The organism is Nostoc sp. (genome assembly GCF_036917435.1).
Classification (GTDB): domain Bacteria; phylum Cyanobacteriota; class Cyanobacteriia; order Cyanobacteriales; family Nostocaceae; genus Nostoc.
In genome coordinates this window covers 35,831-53,284 of record NZ_JBALDM010000033.1, presented here as the reverse complement: position 1 = coordinate 53,284, position 17,454 = coordinate 35,831, and the positions used below count along the sequence as shown (strand labels likewise).

Annotated in this window: 15 protein-coding genes; 10 read left to right on the top strand and 5 right to left on the bottom strand. The window is 42.5% G+C overall.

All coding sequences use genetic code 11. The features are described from left to right. The first annotated feature begins 133 nt into the window (after window positions 1–133). Entirely contained in the window at window positions 134–946 is an 813-nt protein-coding gene (locus V7K98_RS14605) for an alpha/beta fold hydrolase (protein WP_335022950.1), read from the top strand. A 259-nt stretch (window positions 947–1,205) separates the two neighbouring features. Here V7K98_RS14605 and V7K98_RS14600 read toward each other — a convergent pair whose 3' ends face one another. Next, the gene (locus V7K98_RS14600) at window positions 1,206–1,988 is read right to left on the bottom strand and encodes a pantothenate kinase (protein WP_335022948.1); all 783 of its coding nucleotides are present in this window, start codon (window positions 1,986–1,988) and stop codon (window positions 1,206–1,208) included. A gap of 143 nt (window positions 1,989–2,131) precedes the next feature. On the opposite strand from V7K98_RS14600, the gene V7K98_RS14595 reads away from it, so the two are divergent. The 5 genes from V7K98_RS14595 to V7K98_RS14575 all read left to right on the top strand — a co-directional run bounded on the left by V7K98_RS14595 (window position 2,132) and on the right by V7K98_RS14575 (window position 8,769). Further along, on the top strand, window positions 2,132–3,856 hold the full coding sequence (locus V7K98_RS14595) for a diflavin flavoprotein (RefSeq protein ID WP_335022946.1): 1,725 nt from the start codon (window positions 2,132–2,134) through the stop codon (window positions 3,854–3,856). 98 nt (window positions 3,857–3,954) lie between these two features. Next, the gene (locus tag V7K98_RS14590) at window positions 3,955–5,667 is read left to right on the top strand and encodes a diflavin flavoprotein (RefSeq protein ID WP_335023429.1); all 1,713 of its coding nucleotides are present in this window, start codon (window positions 3,955–3,957) and stop codon (window positions 5,665–5,667) included. 72 nt (window positions 5,668–5,739) lie between these two features. Beyond that, on the top strand, window positions 5,740–6,213 hold the full coding sequence (locus V7K98_RS14585) for a hypothetical protein (protein ID WP_335022944.1): 474 nt from the start codon (window positions 5,740–5,742) through the stop codon (window positions 6,211–6,213). Window positions 6,214–6,318: 105 nt separating this feature from the next. Then, complete coding sequence (locus V7K98_RS14580; protein WP_335022942.1) at window positions 6,319–6,699, top strand: hypothetical protein; 381 nt, start codon at window positions 6,319–6,321, stop codon at window positions 6,697–6,699. 96 nt (window positions 6,700–6,795) lie between these two features. After that, the gene (locus V7K98_RS14575; RefSeq protein ID WP_335022940.1) at window positions 6,796–8,769 is read left to right on the top strand and encodes an ATP-binding protein; all 1,974 of its coding nucleotides are present in this window, start codon (window positions 6,796–6,798) and stop codon (window positions 8,767–8,769) included. A 246-nt stretch (window positions 8,770–9,015) separates the two neighbouring features. Here V7K98_RS14575 and V7K98_RS14570 read toward each other — a convergent pair whose 3' ends face one another. The 3 genes from V7K98_RS14570 to V7K98_RS14560 form a co-directional block, all read right to left on the bottom strand. Beyond that, window positions 9,016–9,381: a hypothetical protein gene (locus V7K98_RS14570; RefSeq protein WP_335022938.1), complete on the bottom strand. Its 366-nt coding sequence runs from the start codon at window positions 9,379–9,381 to the stop codon at window positions 9,016–9,018. Between the two features lie 475 nt (window positions 9,382–9,856). Further along, window positions 9,857–10,525, bottom strand: a complete 669-nt coding sequence (locus V7K98_RS14565) for a (2Fe-2S) ferredoxin domain-containing protein (protein ID WP_335022936.1) — start codon at window positions 10,523–10,525, stop codon at window positions 9,857–9,859. A gap of 58 nt (window positions 10,526–10,583) precedes the next feature. Then, the gene (locus tag V7K98_RS14560; RefSeq protein WP_335022934.1) at window positions 10,584–10,847 is read right to left on the bottom strand and encodes an Asr1405/Asl0597 family protein; all 264 of its coding nucleotides are present in this window, start codon (window positions 10,845–10,847) and stop codon (window positions 10,584–10,586) included. Window positions 10,848–11,305: 458 nt separating this feature from the next. On the opposite strand from V7K98_RS14560, the gene V7K98_RS14555 reads away from it, so the two are divergent. Further along, on the top strand, window positions 11,306–11,860 hold the full coding sequence (locus V7K98_RS14555; RefSeq protein WP_265274903.1) for a Dps family protein: 555 nt from the start codon (window positions 11,306–11,308) through the stop codon (window positions 11,858–11,860). Window positions 11,861–12,208: 348 nt separating this feature from the next. On the opposite strand, the gene V7K98_RS14550 is transcribed toward V7K98_RS14555, so the two are convergent. Further along, a complete protein-coding gene (locus V7K98_RS14550) occupies window positions 12,209–12,331 on the bottom strand; it encodes a hypothetical protein (RefSeq protein WP_335022932.1) in 123 nt (40 codons plus the stop codon). Window positions 12,332–12,461: 130 nt separating this feature from the next. Here V7K98_RS14550 and carB point away from each other — a divergent pair, with 130 nt between their 5' ends. The 3 genes from carB (at window position 12,462) to V7K98_RS14535 (ending at window position 17,266) form a co-directional block, all read left to right on the top strand. Next, entirely contained in the window at window positions 12,462–15,728 is a 3,267-nt protein-coding gene (gene carB / locus V7K98_RS14545; RefSeq protein WP_335022930.1) for a carbamoyl-phosphate synthase large subunit, read from the top strand. Between the two features lie 75 nt (window positions 15,729–15,803). Continuing rightward, a complete protein-coding gene (locus V7K98_RS14540) occupies window positions 15,804–15,935 on the top strand; it encodes a hypothetical protein (RefSeq protein ID WP_335022928.1) in 132 nt (43 codons plus the stop codon). 374 nt (window positions 15,936–16,309) lie between these two features. Further along, the gene (locus V7K98_RS14535) at window positions 16,310–17,266 is read left to right on the top strand and encodes an RNA polymerase sigma factor, RpoD/SigA family (protein WP_335022927.1); all 957 of its coding nucleotides are present in this window, start codon (window positions 16,310–16,312) and stop codon (window positions 17,264–17,266) included. Window positions 17,267–17,454: the final 188 nt, after the last annotated feature.

Here is a 17,454-nt window from a genome sequence, read left to right as displayed (position 1 = left end):
TCTTCTCTACGAGAGGCTGCGTCAACGAGACGTTAAGCCAATGGCTCAGACTTCTCTGTCTATAATTTGTCCAAAACTAATGACTAATGACCAATGACCAATGACTAATGACCAATGACTAATCTAAATTAAAATGAATACACTATTCCGTAACTCCCGGATAAAGCTTTCTCAAGGGCTAATATTCTGGCGTGAAGTCGGTGAAAAAACTCCTATAATTTTTTTACATGGTGCTTGGAATGAGAGCAGTCAATGGTTGTCTGTAATGGAGTCCCTCACACAAGATTTCCATTGCTTTGCACCTGATTTGTTAGGATTTGGTGAGTCAGAGAATCCAAATATCCATCATTCGATAGATTTACAAGTGGAGTGTTTGGCAGAATTTTTGCAAGCTGTCAAGCTAGAAAAAGTATATTTAGTAGGGCATTCTCTTGGGGGTTGGATTGCTGCTAGCTATGCTTTAAAGTATCCAGAGAAAGTTGCTGGTTTGGTGCTGGTTGCACCAGAAGGTGTAGAGATAGCTGGACTTGAAGATTATTGCCGGAAGATGCGGCGATTATTGAATTATCCACCACTAGTAGTTAAATTGTTGCGATCGCTAATTCCCTTAACTAAAATGCTGGGTTGGCATGAAAAAATTGCCCAAGACTTGCAGTTACGTCAGGAATTGTTACGTTACCCCATAGCTTGCCAGTTACTTTTCAAACGACGACAATCAGAAATTGATGCAGAATTAGTACAAAAGCGGCTTTACATGATAGATGTGCCGGTTTTTATTCTACAAGGTGGCCAAGATACGCCAGATGCTTTAGCCAAGAGTCGAGTTTATGCTCAACTGATGCCGAAAGTTGAGTTAAAAATGATTTCCCATGCCGGAAACGACTTACCAGAATCTTGTGCTGGGGTTGTGGCGATTGAGATTCGGGAGTTTATTAAAGAGAATTGATAATTATATCAAAGCAGGTTCAGAAAGTTTATATCTATAAATAAACGTAAGGATAAATAATAGTAATCTTAAACGAGTTGCAAAATAAAAAGATCCCCGACTTCTTCAAGAAGTCGGGGATCTGGGCTTCTGGGTGGAGAATAAATCAAATAGCATTGCTATAGCTATATCTGTATCTGTATCTGTTTCCCAATGTATACTTTTTATGAGTATGTTAATAACCATATATTTACTGATTAGCTAACGAAATTTTATGAAGCTAATCTAAACACATTCCCCAGAAAATCAAATTTGGTTCCACAATTAAAGGTGCTGCAATTTCAGGATATAAGGCTTGCAAATAGTTAATTATCACAGTCCGATCGCCCCCTTTAATCGCAATCTTCCCATTAGGAAATAATTGCAGCCACGCTTCAATAAAATCTTTAATTCCAGCTATTAAAGTGTAAATTACCCCACTTTGAATAGCCTCTATAGTATTAAGAGCAAAACGTGTTGGTAGAGACGTAAAAGTTTGCGTTTCTAATAATGGTAATTGTCCTGTTTGTTGACCGAGACTCGCAAATTGCAAACCTAATCCCGGCAAAATTGCCCCTCCAACTAGACACTCATTAGCATCAGCAGCCGTAAAAGTTAGCGCTGTTCCAGCATCAATTACTAACATGGGAAAACCCCACTTTTTCCCTGCACCCCACAAAGCTAAAGCGCGGTCAATTCCTAGTGTGGGATAAACACCTTTTAGTGGTACTTGGTCTAATGTAATAACATGAGTATTTGGGTAAGTTTGCCAAATAGCAGTTTGGCTGGGAACTACGGAGGCGATGAGTAAGGGAGGGGAGGATGAGGGGGATGAGGGAGATGAGGGAGATGAGGGGGAAATTGTTAGGAGTAAATCATCTAGGGTTTGAGATTTGCCCAATTGCTGGATAACAGACTCAGGTAGATAGTCAGTATCCCAGGCTGAATCAAGCGTCTCGCCAATAAACAATGCCCAATGCAACCGGGAATTCCCAATTTCCAAAGCTAGCCAAATCTCCCTCATCCCCCTCATCCTCTCTCTGCCTCTGCGGTTTCACACTTTTAACTTTTTTAAGTCAGTCATAGATTTTTTAATAAAAATTAACATTCAAGGCGTGTCACAATAAACTGAGAGGAACAAATACTCATTGTGATAAGGAGGGAGTTATGGTAGCGCTCACCGAAAAAACTGAAAAACGGCTCACCATACAGACTGTAAAAATCGGTCAAGAGACGACGGCTATTCGCTCTTTGGACTGGGATCGCGATCGCTTCGATATTGAGTTTGGTTTGCAAAATGGCACCACTTATAACTCGTTTCTCATCCGTGGGGAGCAGACTGCCTTAGTTGATACCTCTCACGAAAAGTTTCGTCAACTATATTTTGATACCCTCACCGGACTAATCAAGCCAACAGATATTGATTATTTAATTATCAGCCATACTGAGCCAGACCATAGCGGTTTAGTTAAAGATTTGCTGCAAATAGCTCCAGAAATTACTGTTGTCGGTTCTAAAGTGGCGATTCAGTTTCTTGAGGATTTCGTACATCAGCCATTTAAGCGGCGGATTGTGAAAAATGGCGATCGCCTAAACTTAGGCAATGGACACGAATTTGAATTCGTGATTGCCCCAAATTTACACTGGCCGGATACCATTTTCAGCTTCGACCACAAAACTAAAACTCTCTACACCTGCGATGCTTTTGGGCTACACTACTGCTCAGATAGCACCTTTGATGAAGACTTAGCAGCGATCGAAGAAGACTTTCACTACTACTACGATTGCTTGATGGGGCCAAATGCTCGGTCAGTTTTGTCTGCCCTGAAGCGGATGGGAGAACTCAAAACCATCGATATGATTGCCACAGGACACGGGCCATTATTATCTCACAACGTTGAGGAACTAGTTGGACGCTACCGCACTTGGAGTCAAACCCAAACCAAACCAGAAACGGTGATTGGGATATTTTACGTTTCCGAATATGGATATAGCGATCGCCTCGCCCAAGCAATTGCCAACGGTATCGGTAAAACTGGTGTCGCCGTGGAAATTGTTGATTTGGGTTCTGAAGTCGATTTACAAGAACTGCGGGAACTTATTAGTCGGTGTGCGGGGCTAATCGTTGGTTTACCTCCGGCTTCTGGGGCTGCGAGCATCCAATCTGCACTCAGCACAGTTTTAGGATCTGCCAAAGAAAAGCAAGCTATTGGCGTGTTTGAAAGTGGCGGTGGCGATGATGAGCCGATAGATCCTTTGCTGAGTAAATTCCGTAATTTAGGTTTGATCACAGTTTTTCCAGCCATTCGGATTAAAGAAGCGCCTACAGAAAATACCTACAAGTTGTGTGAAGAAGCGGGTACAGACTTAGCTCAATGGGTAACACGCGATCGCAGCATCAAAGCGATGAAATCCCTTGGTGCTGACTTAGATAAAGCCCTTGGTAGACTTAGCGGCGGACTCTATATTATTACTGCTAAAAAAGGTGATGTATCCAGTGCCATGCTAGCCTCCTGGGTTGCTCAATCCAGCTTCAAACCCTTGGGATTTTCCATTGCAGTCGCCAAAGATCGGGCAATTGAATCACTCATGCAAGTAGGCGATCGCTTTGTTCTCAACATCTTAGAAGAAGGCAATTTCCAACCACTTATGAAGCACTTTTTGAAACGGTTCGCCCCTGGTGCCGATCGCTTTCAAGGAGTGAGAACCCAGCCAGCCGAAAATGGTGCCCCCATCCTCAACGATGCCCTCGTCTACATGGAGTGCGAAGTCGTCAGTAGAATGGATTGCGGCGATCATTGGGCAGTATACAGCACCGTTTACGCCGGACGAGTTTCTAAACCAGACGCTTTAACTGCTGTGCATCATCGCAAAGTTGGAAATCACTATTAACAAGGGGAGCAAAGGGGTAGAGGAGCCGGGAGAATAATTAATAACCAATGCCCTATGCCCTATGCCCCATGTCCAATGCCCAATTCCCCAATAAAGCCATGTCAAAAAATAAACCTCGTGATGTTCAAGTTTATCCAATAGCTACAGATACAAGAATACTGCGATCGCGTAGTTGGTCAAGGCTCAGATTTGAAATTGAATATGCTCTAGCTAAGGGTACAACAGCTAATTCTTATTTAATCGAAAGCGATAAAACTGCCATCATTGATCCTCCAGGGGAAACGTTTACGGAAATTTATTTAGAAGCGTTGCAGCAGCGTTTTCATCTCGAAGACTTAGATTATGTAATTTTGGGACACGTAAATCCTAACCGCGCTGCAACTTTAAAAGCTTTATTAGAAATTGCCCCCCAAATTACCTTTGTCTGTTCTAATCCAGGCGCGATAAATTTACGTAGTGCGCTAGAAAATCCAGATTTGCAAATTCTGGTTATGCGGGGTGAAGAAACCCTAGATTTGGGTAATGGGCATAATTTAGAATTCATTCCCACCCCTAATCCCCGCTATGCAGATGAACTTTGCACCTACGATCCGCAAACAGAAATTCTGTACACAGATAAGTTATTTGGGGCGCATGTTTGCGGAGATCAGGTATTTGATGAAGGCTGGGAAGTATATAACGAAGATCGGCGCTATTATTTTGATTGCTTGATGGCTCCCCACGCTCGTCAAGTAGAAACAGCGTTGGATAAACTAGCCGATTTTCCCGTGCGAATGTATGCCACTGGACACGGGCCTTTAGTGCGCTATGGCTTAATTCAATTAACCCAGGCTTATCGAGAATGGAGTCGGCAGCAAACATCAGCTGATTTGACAGTAGCGTTGATTTATGCATCAGCTTATGGAAATACAGCCACATTAGCCCAAGCGATCGCTCGTGGGATCACCAAAGCTGGCGTTGCTGTAGAATCGATTAACTGCGAATTTACCGAACCAGAAGAAATCCGGGCGGCTGTGGAAAAAGCCGGTGGTTTCATCATGGGTTCTCCAACTCTCGGCGGTCATGCACCTACACCCGTGCAAACAGCTTTAGGAATTGTCTTATCTACCGCAACGAACAATAAACTTGCTGGTGTTTTTGGTTCCTTTGGCTGGAGTGGGGAAGCGGTTGATTTAATCGAAGGAAAATTAAAAGATGCTGGCTATCGGTTTGGTTTTGATACCATCCGCGTAAAATTCAAACCCGACGATGCCACCTTACAATTGTGTGAAGAAGCTGGAACTGACTTTGCCCAAGCATTGAAAAAAGCTAGAAAAGTGCGATCGCCAAGTCAACCTGCTACTACTGTAGAACAAGCAGTTGGTCGCATTGTCGGTTCTCTGTGCATTCTGACAGCCAAAGAAGGCGATCGCGCCAGTGCCATGTTAGCCTCTTGGGTAGCTCAAGCTAGCTTTAATCCCCCTGGTTTAACTATAGCCGTCGCTAAAGAGCGGGCAGTAGAAACACTGACGCACACAGGAAACAAATTTGTCCTCAATATCCTTAAAGAAGGGAATCATTTGGGATTGATGAAGCACTTTCTCAAACCCTTTGGCCCAGGACAAGACCGATTTGCCGATGTCGCCGCAGAAGTTGCTGAAAACGGTTCTCCCATACTTACCGATGCCCTAGCATATCTGGAATGTTCCGTACAAAACCGGATGGAATCTGGCGACCATTGGCTGGTTTATGCAACTATCGAGAATGGCAAATTGTTAGATAATGACGGCATTACAGCCGTGCATCATCGCAAGTCAGCAACTCATTATTAATCAGTTAACAATAGCGATCGCCTCTATAACTTTGGGAATACTGAAATTAAGTACCCTAAAGGAGTATTAAAAATGGCAGATAATCGCATCAGTGCCACCTTATCCCCAGCCGATAAAGAAGCAGTCATGCAAGCGATCGCTACAATTAAAGAAAAGTTACCGTTTTTGGTTGATTTGACCCCCGAAGAACGGCGAACAATGTTGAAGATGGGAGATAAAAGTCGGGCTTTCGTCAGCAAAGCCTTAGAAGTGGCGACACAGAATCCTAACTTTTTGCCCCGTTCTTTTGATTTAGAAGAGATGCGCCGAGATTTAGCGCTATTTGAATCGTTGTATCCAGTGTTTTTGTCTCTAACCCAACTGCAAGAACTGGTAGATGATACCTGTATAGCCTCTGCCAGCGAAGCATACACAGCAGCATTAGCAGTTTATAGCTATGCCAAAGCTAGCGGTGATGTCACAGGTTTAGATGGAGTCATAGATGAGATGGGACGCAGGTTTAACCGCCGTTCTAAGAAAAAGCAACCTGAAGCCACAGTTAGCTAAAGCTTAAGACAGGTAATCATACCACTGGTAAACTTGCTAAAATACACATAATTTGTAGGGGCATAACATTGTTATGCCCTTTTCGCGTTTTATATCCAAAGATTCTTGAAACCCACGCAGGTTGGTTTTGTCTGTATAGCCGCGATTTCTAATCGCCAAGGCATTTTTGAGCCTCAGAAGGTCAACATCGAGCCTCAAAAGGTCAACATCGAGCCTCGGAAGGTCAACATCGAGCCTCGGAAGGTCAACATCGAGCCTCAAAAGGTCAACATCGAGCTTCAGAAGGTCAACATTGAGCCTCAGAAGGTCAACATTGAGCCTCAGAAGGTCAACATTGAGCCTCAGAAGGTCAACATTGAGCCTCAGAAGGTCAACATTGAGCCTCAGAAGGTCAACATCGAGCCTCAAAAGGTCAACATCGAGCCTCAGAAGGTCAACATCGAGGCTCAGAAGCTCAACATCGAGCCTCAGAAGCTCAATGCATAAAAATTACTTAAAAAAAATTTAATAAATTCCGAAATACACCTTGTTTATTTAGTAGTTCTTTTTAGATAAATTAGCGCCTCAAAATTAAATCTTGTTATGAATACGCAAAACAAGCCCAAGAGTTTACAAGATATTATTAAGCAACGTCAACAATCAAATTTTGTGGGACGTGAAGACCAAATAAACCGATTTAGCCAAAATTTAGCATTATCCCTAGAAGACAATCGCCATTGTTTTCTGTTTAATGTTTGTGGTCAAGGCGGAGTTGGTAAAACTACCTTACTGCGGCAGTTTCGTAAAATTGCTGACGAAGCAAAAATGATTTCAGCTTACATTGATGAAGCTGAAAAAACTATACCAGAAGTCATGGGGCGTATAGCTGAGGAGTTAGAACAGCAAGGTTACAGACTAACGCAATTTAGCGATCGCTACAAACTTTACTGCCAAAAGTGCCAAGAGTTAGAAACAGATCCAGAAGCGCCTCAAGGTTTTTCCGCTTTTGTCGGGAAAACTATGGTAAAAACTGGTGTGCGTCTAGCACGTCTAGCTCCCGTTGGTGGTGCTGTATTTGATGTTATAGATGGGGATGCTTTGGCTAACCAAGCCGGAGAATGGGCATCTTATATTGCTAAGAAAATAACTAATAAAGATGAAGTACATTTAGTTAAAAAACCAGAAGAAGTTCTGACCCCGCTATTTTTGCAAGATATTTCTAAAATTGCTGATAAAATTCCTGTTCTTCTGTTTTTCGATACCTCAGAACGCACCGGAGAATTCTTAGAGAACTGGCTGCGAGAGATTCTGGAGGGTCGCCACGGTGAAGTATCTCTCAATATATTGATAACTATTGCTGGTCGGCAAGAATTAGATAAAAATGACTGGGCATCCTACGAAGGATTAATAATTCGTTTGCCTCTGGAACCCTTTACAGAAGAAGAAGCCAAACAATATCTAACTCGTAAAGGCATTACTAACAATCGCATTATTGAAGTGATTTTAAACGTTTCTGGAAACTTACCCCTGCTAATGGAAATGCTAGCAGATGCTCATCCCAATGACCCTAACCAAATAATTGAGCCTAGCAGCAGTGCTGTAAAAAGCTTTTTAAGATGGATTGACGATCCCAAACGGCGACAAGTGGTGCTTGATGCTGCCATTCCTCGGTGCTTGAACCGGGATATTATAGCCCAGTTAAGAACAGAAGAAGAAGCTGATGAGCTATTTACTTGGCTCAAAGAAACATCCTTTGTCAACGAACATAGCAACGGCTGGGTTTATCATGATGTCGTCAAAACCCAAATGTTATGCCACAAACGCCTTTCATCGCCACAAGGTTGGGCTGAGATACATAATAAATTAGCAAAATATTATGACAACCTACGGAATGATTTGCAATTAGAGGAAGATAACAAACAGCGCGATCCTAGCTGGCAAAGTCACACATTAAACGTGTTGTACCATAAGTTATGTCAGTCACCGCAAAGAAATTTACTTGTAGCTCTTAAGGAATTTCTGGCTCTACTCAAAAATCAACCCATTTTTGCCCAACAATATGCAAAAACAATGCTTCAAGCTGGTAAAGATGGCGATTCTGCTGAAGTTAAGTATTGGGGTAAGCAATTAGCAAATGGGTTAAAAGCTTATGAGGAAAAACGTTATGAAGATGCTATGTATAATCGCGCTTTAGTATACTTAGCTGTTAACCAACCAGACAAAGCACGAACTGTACTAGTGCCTGCCATCAAGCTTAGTACAGAGCATTGCAAAAAAAATGCTAAAGACTGCCGTAATGCCTTTAATTTAGCCCTTTACTATTTGGCTGCTCAATACACTCAACAAGCAGACCACTTCTATAGCTATGCTTTATCAAAGGGTGCTTCCTCAGAATCTATTGGTGAAGCTATTCAAGACCTAAATGACTTTTTAACTATCTTGCCTGACCATAAGGAAGCTTCATCCATCCTATACTTATTGCAGTCTTTTCTAACTAAGTCATGTAATTCTCAACCTACCCTCCAGAAAACCCAAGAATCTCAACAACAAACTGCTAATCAATTCCCTCTCTCATAATGCAAGTCTATTCAAATGGACTTGCATTATGAGCCTGAGATTTCAACCTCTGGCACAGATACAGCAGATTGCAACAGGCGTGAGGTACAGATCATCGTAGGGGCACAACATGTTGTGCCCCTACCCGTATACTTCATTTACCCGCAATACGCTGTATGCATTTAAATGAGACACTACACATAGCTTGCTTCACCCGAAGAGTACACAATCCAAAATGGCATTTGCTAGGTAAAAACCGGGACTTGTCTAAATCCACTCAAACCCCTGTGTCGCTAAAAATTCTTTCCCTGATTCCAAAACATCTTTGCTTAAAATCAAAGTGACTTTTGGCGAACTAAGATACAAACGAAAACGCTCAAAAAATAGTTGGTTAGCAGACTCAATTTTCCTAATGGCACTCCAGGGAATCAACAATGGCGTAAGTCCCAAGCGAAACAATGGGAAAATGCTTAGATAAATCCCTTGAGAAGTTATACCAATATTTAAAGTCCCTTTATAGTGAACCAAACCCACAGAACCGCTTTGCATCCGGGAGAAGTTTTGTGGTGGCGCTTCTTTGGTGCGGTAGAGTTTAGCGAGGCGATTCCAGTCATGACGGAATAGAAAAATCATGACTATGTTAATAAGTGTAAAAAAAACTATGTATACCCAATTAGGGATATGTGACATTTATTTTTAAGTCATTGATGATGAACGCTTTAACTGTAAGCGATGTCTAACGACAAGTCTCTTTACATCTACGTACTCACCAATCAACCACATTCCCTTGAATTTTTGCAAACTACCGGAGCATCCCGGTTAAAAATTGCTTAAGGGACTTCCAAATAAAAAATACTCAACTATTTCCTGTGGGGTGGGCATCTTGCCCGCCCTCTTTAACTGGGCGGGCAAGATGCCCACCCCACAAGATTGGATAATTTATTTGTTGGAAGTCCCTAACAAAAATCCTATTCATTGAAAAAACTGGCCTTAATGAAAGCCAGTTTTTTGATTTTATTGCAAACTTCTAGTACGATTTTACAGCCGAGTATTAACCGAACACACTTGACAAGATATTGTGAAGCTTTTTCATGGAAATGTCAAGATTTTATGAATTATTTCCCCAAAGCTTGCTATTAGATACCACCACTTCCCTTAAATTCTCCGGCTGTGCTGATAAATTCTTGTCACCAAAATGCTTATCCATCAATGCGGGAACTTGCCCAGCTTGAATTCGGCTATGGCGTGTTTTATCTGGCATAACTAGGTTTGGCCCAGCTTTACAATCTTTCATACAACCAGTGCCCTTGATTGTAACTTGGTCTTCTAAACCGCGATCGCTTAAAGCTGCCTCCAACGCCTGACAAACTGCTTTACCACCGCGTTTCATACAATCAGACTTTTGACACACCAAAATGGTGGCTTTAGCCTTAGCTGGCTTTACCTTGACATTATCAATATATGGGGGTTCTTGTACTGGTGCGATCGTTCCAACTTTCCCCATCTCAGAACGCGCCGCCATCACCCGTTCAGCTTTCAGAGTGACTGTACCATCCTTCAAATCATGCTTTTTGTAACCAACAACTTGCAGCCAAGTACCTGGTGGTAAGCGCAAGTCAAAAGCAGCCCGTAAATGTTTAGCTAGTTTAATGTAAGACTCACCCTCATGAGTCCCCAGCATTAAGCCCTTAAGCTTATAGCCATCTTTAATAACAAAATTTATAAATCTGCCCTCAAGACAAAATTCCGATCCTTCCATACTGTCAGATGCACCCATTTTTTTGACCTCTTTCTAACTAAGTAAAAGCTATCAAGCAATACACTCTCAGCAGCAGCTAAAAATTAGAACTATTGTTAGCGATTTTCCAACAGTACTCAAGAGTCCAAATTTGGTCTTGACGGGAGGCTGTTAATCGCCGGATCACACTCCAAAGTTGAACAGCTGTCACAGGAGTGCCAATTTCAACTTTCAATGGCTGGTTAGCCGTACAACTACAGGGAATGTCTAACTCCTTTAGGCGTTGATAGACTTGCCAGCGATCTGCCCAATTCACCTCTACAAGGTGGTTGCTTTCTATTTCTGAACTAAACGATTTCAAGAGAATTGCCCTCAAAGTGCAACAAACTTGCAGTAACTACCGCGAATTAACTTTCTGTTTTTTGAAAGTTTTAGGAGTGTAACCTCTTAAAACCAGCATACCTTAAGTGCAAAGAATTCTCATTAATTTTGGAAAAATAAAATGGAAATGGGGAATAGGGCATTGGGCATTGGGCATTAATTTAGTTATTTTATTTTTTCTCCCCCTGCTCTCCTACTTCTTACCCACTCACCCTTCAGGCGCTATATCCATAGTTAAATTCTTATATCAACGACAGGTGTAGGTAGATACAACATTTCTGGGTGTGATATTAGTCATCAAACAAACTTGAGAATTTTATTTAGTAAGCAACAATACAAAATATTGTGATGGCGAATTGCCTTGTTCTTATTATTAAAATGTTAATATGTTGAGAATAAGCAGTTAAAATCTACAACTGTTAAAAAGAGAGAAACACAATGTCTGAAACACAAACTTTGTTACGAAATTTTGGTCATGTATATGACAATCCCGTGTTGCTGGATCACAGCGTAACTGCTCCAGTCACAGAAGGATTTAACGTTGTATTAGCTAGTTTCCAGGCACTGTACTTGCAGTACCAAAAGCATCATTTTGTAGTTGAAGGCTCAGAATTTTACTCTCTGCATGAGTTTTTTAACGAAAGCTACGACCAAGTACAAGACCACGTTCATGAAATTGGAGAACGTTTGGATGGACTGGGTGGTGTACCAGTAGCGACCTTTAGCAAATTAGCCGAATTAACCTGTTTTGAGCAAGAATCTGAAGGCGTATATTCCTCTCGCCAAATGGTGGAAAATGATCTAGCTGCCGAACAAGCAATCATTGGCGTAATTCGTCGTCAAGCTGCTCAGGCAGAGAGTTTAGGCGATCGGGGTACACGCTATCTGTACGAAAAGATTTTGTTGAAAACTGAGGAACGTGCTTATCATTTGTCTCACTTCCTCGCTAAAGACAGCTTAACTTTAGGGTTTGTCCAAGCGGCTCAGAGCTAAAACTTTCATAATCTAGATTTGTCTACCTAGACTCAAAGAAAAAGTTGGCAGCACGAACTCTTAAAATATTATAAAGAATGGCAGAGAATTTTATCCTTACTTCTCTGCCATTTTTAATTTAAGTAAATATATTCTCATAATATTTAACGTTGAAAATATTTAGCAATTAGCTAGTTAATAAATATTTGTAGCTAAGAAATTTATTTCTGTTGAATAAGCAGACAAATATATGCAACAATAAATCACTATTTGTTGCAAAGTATTATCAAATTAAATAGTAAAAATTTGTAATGTAAAAGCTTAAAAATTTGAACATCACAATTAAATAAAATTAAAAATACAAAATAATCATTGGGAATTGGGAATTGGGAATTGGGCATTGGGCATTGGGCATTGTACTGAGCGTTTATGCAGCATCTCATAGAGAAGTATTAGGTACTGGGCATTGAGTATTAAAAAACTCTTCCCCATTCCCCAATCCCCAGTCCCCAATCCCCTTTCTGTCATCAAACCTAGAAAACTTAATAATAAAAAGCACGAAAGGGTGTAAAGACCCTTAAAATAATCAGGATTTGTATTCTCATACTCCAAGGCAACGACTATGCCCCGCCGTGATGACCTCCAGAAGATTTTATTGTTAGGCTCTGGCCCAATTGTGATCGGACAAGCCTGTGAGTTTGACTACTCTGGCACTCAAGCCTGCAAAGCGCTGCGAGAAGAAGGCTATGAAGTGGTTTTGGTCAACTCCAATCCTGCAACGATTATGACCGACCCAGAAACGGCCGATCGCACTTACATTGAGCCGTTAACTCCAGAATTGGTCGAAAAAGTCATTGAGAAGGAACGCCCCGATGCTTTACTACCAACGATGGGAGGGCAAACCGCCCTCAACCTCGCTGTTGCTTTAGCGAAAAATGGGGTGTTGGAAAAGTATGGCGTTGAGTTAATCGGCGCTAAACTACCAGCCATCGAAAAAGCCGAAGATCGAAAACTTTTTGGTCAAGCAATGGCCAGGATTGGGGTAGCTGTATGCCCTAGCGACACAGCCGAATCTTTGGAAGAAGCCAAAGCTGTTGCTCGTCAAATTGGTACTTATCCCCTAATTATTCGTCCTGCTTTCACAATGGGAGGAAGTGGTGGCGGTATTGCTTACAACCAAGAAGAATTTGAAGAAATGGCACAGGTAGGTATAGATGCTAGTCCTGTTTCGCAAATTCTCATTGACCAGTCTTTACTCGGCTGGAAAGAATATGAACTCGAAGTGATGCGTGACTTGGCAGACAACGTGGTGATTATCTGCTCCATCGAAAACCTTGACCCTATGGGCATTCACACCGGAGACTCTATTACCGTCGCTCCCGCGCAAACCCTTACTGATAAAGAATATCAAAGGCTGCGGGATATGGCAATTAAAATCATCCGCGAGATCGGTGTGGAAACTGGTGGTTCTAATATTCAATTTGCTGTTAATCCGGTTAATGGGGATGTCGTAGTAATTGAGATGAATCCCCGCGTTTCACGCAGTTCGGCTTTGTCTTCTAAAGCTACGGGTTTTCCCATCGCTAAAATTGCTGCAAAGCTAGCTGTGGGCTACACTTTGGATGAAATTCAAAATGACATCACCAAGAAAACTCCAGCATCCTTTGAACCGACAATTGACTATGTGGTGACAAAAATCCCCCGCTTCGCCTTTGAAAAGTTCCCCGGTTCTGACCCTGTGCTGACAACCCAAATGAAATCAGTCGGGGAAGCAATGGCAATTGGACGGACTTTCAACGAATCCTTTCAAAAGGCATTGCGATCGCTCGAAACCGGACGCGCTGGTTGGGGTTGCGACAAAGCGGAGAAATTACCCAGTGGCGAACAAATCCGCGCCCAACTGCGAACACCTAACCCCGATCGCATTTTCTCCGTCCGTCATGCCTTGCAGCAAGGGATGACCATTGAGGAAATCTACGAACTTACTGGTATCGACCGATGGTTCTTGGACAAATTGCAGCAACTCTTAGATGTCGAGAAATTCTTGAAGCGGACACCTTTGCAGCAATTGACAAAAGAGCAAATGTATGATGTGAAGCGGGATGGATATAGCGATCGCCAAATTGCTTATGCCACCAAAACCACCGAAGATGAAGTTCGCGCTTACCGCAAGTCATTAGGTATTATCCCAGTTTACAAAACTGTAGATACTTGCGCTGCTGAGTTTGAAGCCTTTACCCCCTACTATTACTCTACCTACGAAGAAGAAACAGAGGTAATGCCCGCAACTAAGCCCAAAGTATTGATTTTGGGTGGTGGCCCTAACCGCATTGGGCAGGGAATTGAGTTTGACTATTGTTGTTGTCATGCCGCTTATGCCTTGAAAGATGCGGGGTATGAGACGATTATGGTCAACTCTAACCCAGAGACAGTTTCGACAGACTACGATACTAGCGATCGCCTTTACTTTGAGCCTTTAACAAAAGAAGATGTCCTTAACATCATCGAAACTGAAAATCCAGTGGGGGTGATCATCCAGTTTGGCGGACAAACCCCGCTAAAGTTGGCTATTCCTTTACAAGAGTTTCTTAACAACAACACATCAGGACTCCTGACTAAAATTTGGGGAACATCACCAGATTCCATCGACATGGCAGAAAACCGGGAACGGTTTGAAAAGATTCTCCAACAGTTGAATATTGCTCAACCACCCAATGGGATTGCGCGGAGTTACGAAGATGCGCTAATTGTTGCCAAACGTATTGGCTATCCGGTGGTGGTTCGTCCCAGCTATGTATTGGGGGGACGAGCAATGGAAATCGTCTATTCGGATACTGAGTTGGAACGCTACATGAGCTTTGCGGTACTCATAGAACCAGAACATCCGATTTTGATTGATAAGTTTTTAGAAAATGCCATCGAAGTCGATGTAGATGCGATCGCCGACCATACAGGACGAGTCGTAATCGGTGGTATCATGGAACACATCGAACAAGCCGGGATTCACTCAGGAGATTCTGCTTGTTCTTTACCTTCCATTTCTCTATCACCAGCAGTTCTCAATCAAATTCGCACTTGGACGGTGGAGTTAGCACAAGCGCTTTCAGTCGTGGGATTGATGAATATTCAATTTGCGGTTGTGGGTGCAAGTAGCTATTCTCCGCAAGTTTACATTTTAGAAGCCAACCCTCGCGCCTCCCGCACAGTTCCCTTTGTCTCTAAAGCAACGGGCATACAGTTGGCAAAATTAGCATCCTTAATTATGTCGGGTAAAACCCTAGAGGAGCTACATTTCACCGAGGAAGTCATTCCTACACATATTGCTGTAAAAGAAGCGGTATTACCCTTTAATAAATTCCCAGGAACTGATACAATATTGGGCCCAGAAATGAGATCCACTGGTGAGGTGATGGGGATTGATACCGACTTTGGCCGGGCTTTTGCCAAAGCGGAATTGGGTGCTGGGGAGCGTTTACCACTGACCGGAACTGTATTTGTATCAATGAGCGATCGCGATAAAGCTGCCGCCAGTACTGTGGTGAAGGAATTTATCGATTTGGGCTTTACAGTGATGGCTACCCTTGGTACACGGCAAGTTCTTCTTGAACAGGGGTTAAATATTGAATTAGTGTTAAAACTCCATGAAGGCCGTCCCCACGTCTTAGATGAAATCAAAAATCAAAAAATCCAACTTATTATCAACACACCTTCCGGGGAAGAAGCCCAGACTGATGCTAGGTTAATCCGCCGCACAGCCTTAGCTTACAAAATTCCCATCATCACTACCATTGCCGGCGCAAAAGCTACCGTCGCCGCCATCCGTTCTTTACAAAATACTACTTTAGACGTAAAAACCATTCAAGAATACTGCCCAATTACGAAGGAGTAGGGGGCAGGGGGCAGGGAGTAGGGAGTAGGGAGTAGGGAGATAATAAATCATACCCAATGCCAATGCCAATGCCCAATGCCCAATGCCCAATTCCCAATTCCCAATTCCCAATTCCCAAGAAAATTAAGTAATTGTTATGAGGGAATGACTATAGTTCTCATTAGATATACCTTAGCAAATATGAGGAAGCTTATGTTAGCCAGATAATTTATTAAATTGCCTTCTATTAAGCCTTGAGACAGAGGGCGAGATTGCATAAACTGGAACAACCAGGAAATTTAATGTCGCCATATAGCCAAATCATTCTCATAAATGTTACAATTGTTAATAAGACTCCCATAAAAGAATGTTTAATAAGCTACCTTTTATCTAACTGTAGATACTTGTGACAAGTAGGAAATAACTGTAACTTTTAGCAGTTAAGAAGCCTAAATTTGATTATTATGACCAGCCGAGTTTATCGGGCGCGTGAATTGCAAACCGTAGCATAGGTTCCCAGTCTGACTGGGTAGCACCCTAACTAAAGCATCTATCCCTTAATGACCCTACCGCCAAACCCATCATTACCAAAGAGTAGCGCCATGAAGACCGCTCAGACAGCGACAGACCTCGTGCGGACTTACCTGCGTGAGATTGGACGTGTGCCACTCTTAACACACGAGGAAGAGATTTTTTATGGTAAACAGGTGCAACGTTCCTGTACTTTGCACGAATCAAGAGAATCTCTTGCCACCCAGTTAGGTCGTCAACCGACTTTAGAAGAGTGGGCTAAAGCGACAGAGTTAGAACCAACAGCATTGAACGAAGCGATCGCTGATGGTGAGATTGCCAAGCGTAAGATGGTAGAAGCCAACTTGCGGCTGGTAGTCTCCGTTGCCAAAAAGTACATCAAGCGCAACGTCGATTTACTGGACTTGATCCAAGAAGGTAGCATTGGTATGCAACGCGGCGTTGAAAAGTTTGACCCCACCAAAGGGTACAGATTTTCTACTTATGCCTATTGGTGGATTCGCCAAGCTATTACTCGTGCAATAGCCGAAAAAGCTCGTACCATTCGGCTCCCCATTCATATTACTGAAAAACTAAATAAGATTAAAAAAGCACAGCGCCAATTATCGCAAAAATTGGGACGCGCTCCTACAGCTGGTGAGCTAGCTGAAGAATTAGAATTGACCCCTAAACAAGTCCGAGAGTATCTAGAAAAGGCGCGTTTGCCCCTTTCCTTAGATTTGCGGCTTGGTGATAACTACGACACTGAACTAGGAGAAATGCTGGAAGATCCAGGAGCATCTCCAGAAGAGTTTGTCATGCAATCTTCCCTATCTTATGACTTAGATCGCTTGATGGGCGATCTTACGCCACAACAGAGGGAAGTAATCACGTTGCGTTTTGGTTTAACTGATGGGCAAGCGCTGACTCTGGCTAGAATCGGTGAAATACTGAATATTAGCCGCGAACGAGTTCGGCAAATTGAGCGGGAAGCTTTAACCAAACTTCGCAAGTCTAAAGCTAACATGGGTGAATATTTGGCAAGTTAGAGACGCAATTAATCGCGTCTGTACAAGAATTAGGAGTGAGGAGTTTTTAATTAACTTCTCACTTCTTACTTTATTTGTTAGGGTGAGAAAATACGCCGACTTTAGTACGGTTACACCTACTTCCACCAGAAAGCGAGGCTGTTACATTAGTTGATAGGAAGACAAACAGCTAGCTAAGTCAAATCCAA

Coding starts and splice junctions, on each gene's coding strand:
- V7K98_RS14535 (WP_335022927.1), top strand. CDS start 16,310: ATGAAGACCGCTCAGACAGCGACAGACCTCGTGCGGACTTACCTGCGT.
- V7K98_RS14585 (WP_335022944.1), top strand. CDS start 5,740: ATGGCAGATAATCGCATCAGTGCCACCTTATCCCCAGCCGATAAAGAA.
- V7K98_RS14595 (WP_335022946.1), top strand. CDS start 2,132: ATGGTAGCGCTCACCGAAAAAACTGAAAAACGGCTCACCATACAGACT.
- V7K98_RS14555 (WP_265274903.1), top strand. CDS start 11,306: ATGTCTGAAACACAAACTTTGTTACGAAATTTTGGTCATGTATATGAC.
- V7K98_RS14590 (WP_335023429.1), top strand. CDS start 3,955: ATGTCAAAAAATAAACCTCGTGATGTTCAAGTTTATCCAATAGCTACA.
- V7K98_RS14600 (WP_335022948.1), bottom strand. CDS start 1,988: ATGAGGGAGATTTGGCTAGCTTTGGAAATTGGGAATTCCCGGTTGCAT.
- carB (WP_335022930.1), top strand. CDS start 12,462: ATGCCCCGCCGTGATGACCTCCAGAAGATTTTATTGTTAGGCTCTGGC.
- V7K98_RS14575 (WP_335022940.1), top strand. CDS start 6,796: ATGAATACGCAAAACAAGCCCAAGAGTTTACAAGATATTATTAAGCAA.
- V7K98_RS14605 (WP_335022950.1), top strand. CDS start 134: ATGAATACACTATTCCGTAACTCCCGGATAAAGCTTTCTCAAGGGCTA.
- V7K98_RS14540 (WP_335022928.1), top strand. CDS start 15,804: ATGCCCAATGCCCAATTCCCAATTCCCAATTCCCAATTCCCAAGAAAA.
- V7K98_RS14565 (WP_335022936.1), bottom strand. CDS start 10,525: ATGGGTGCATCTGACAGTATGGAAGGATCGGAATTTTGTCTTGAGGGC.
- V7K98_RS14570 (WP_335022938.1), bottom strand. CDS start 9,381: ATGATTTTTCTATTCCGTCATGACTGGAATCGCCTCGCTAAACTCTAC.
- V7K98_RS14550 (WP_335022932.1), bottom strand. CDS start 12,331: ATGGGGAAGAGTTTTTTAATACTCAATGCCCAGTACCTAATACTTCTC.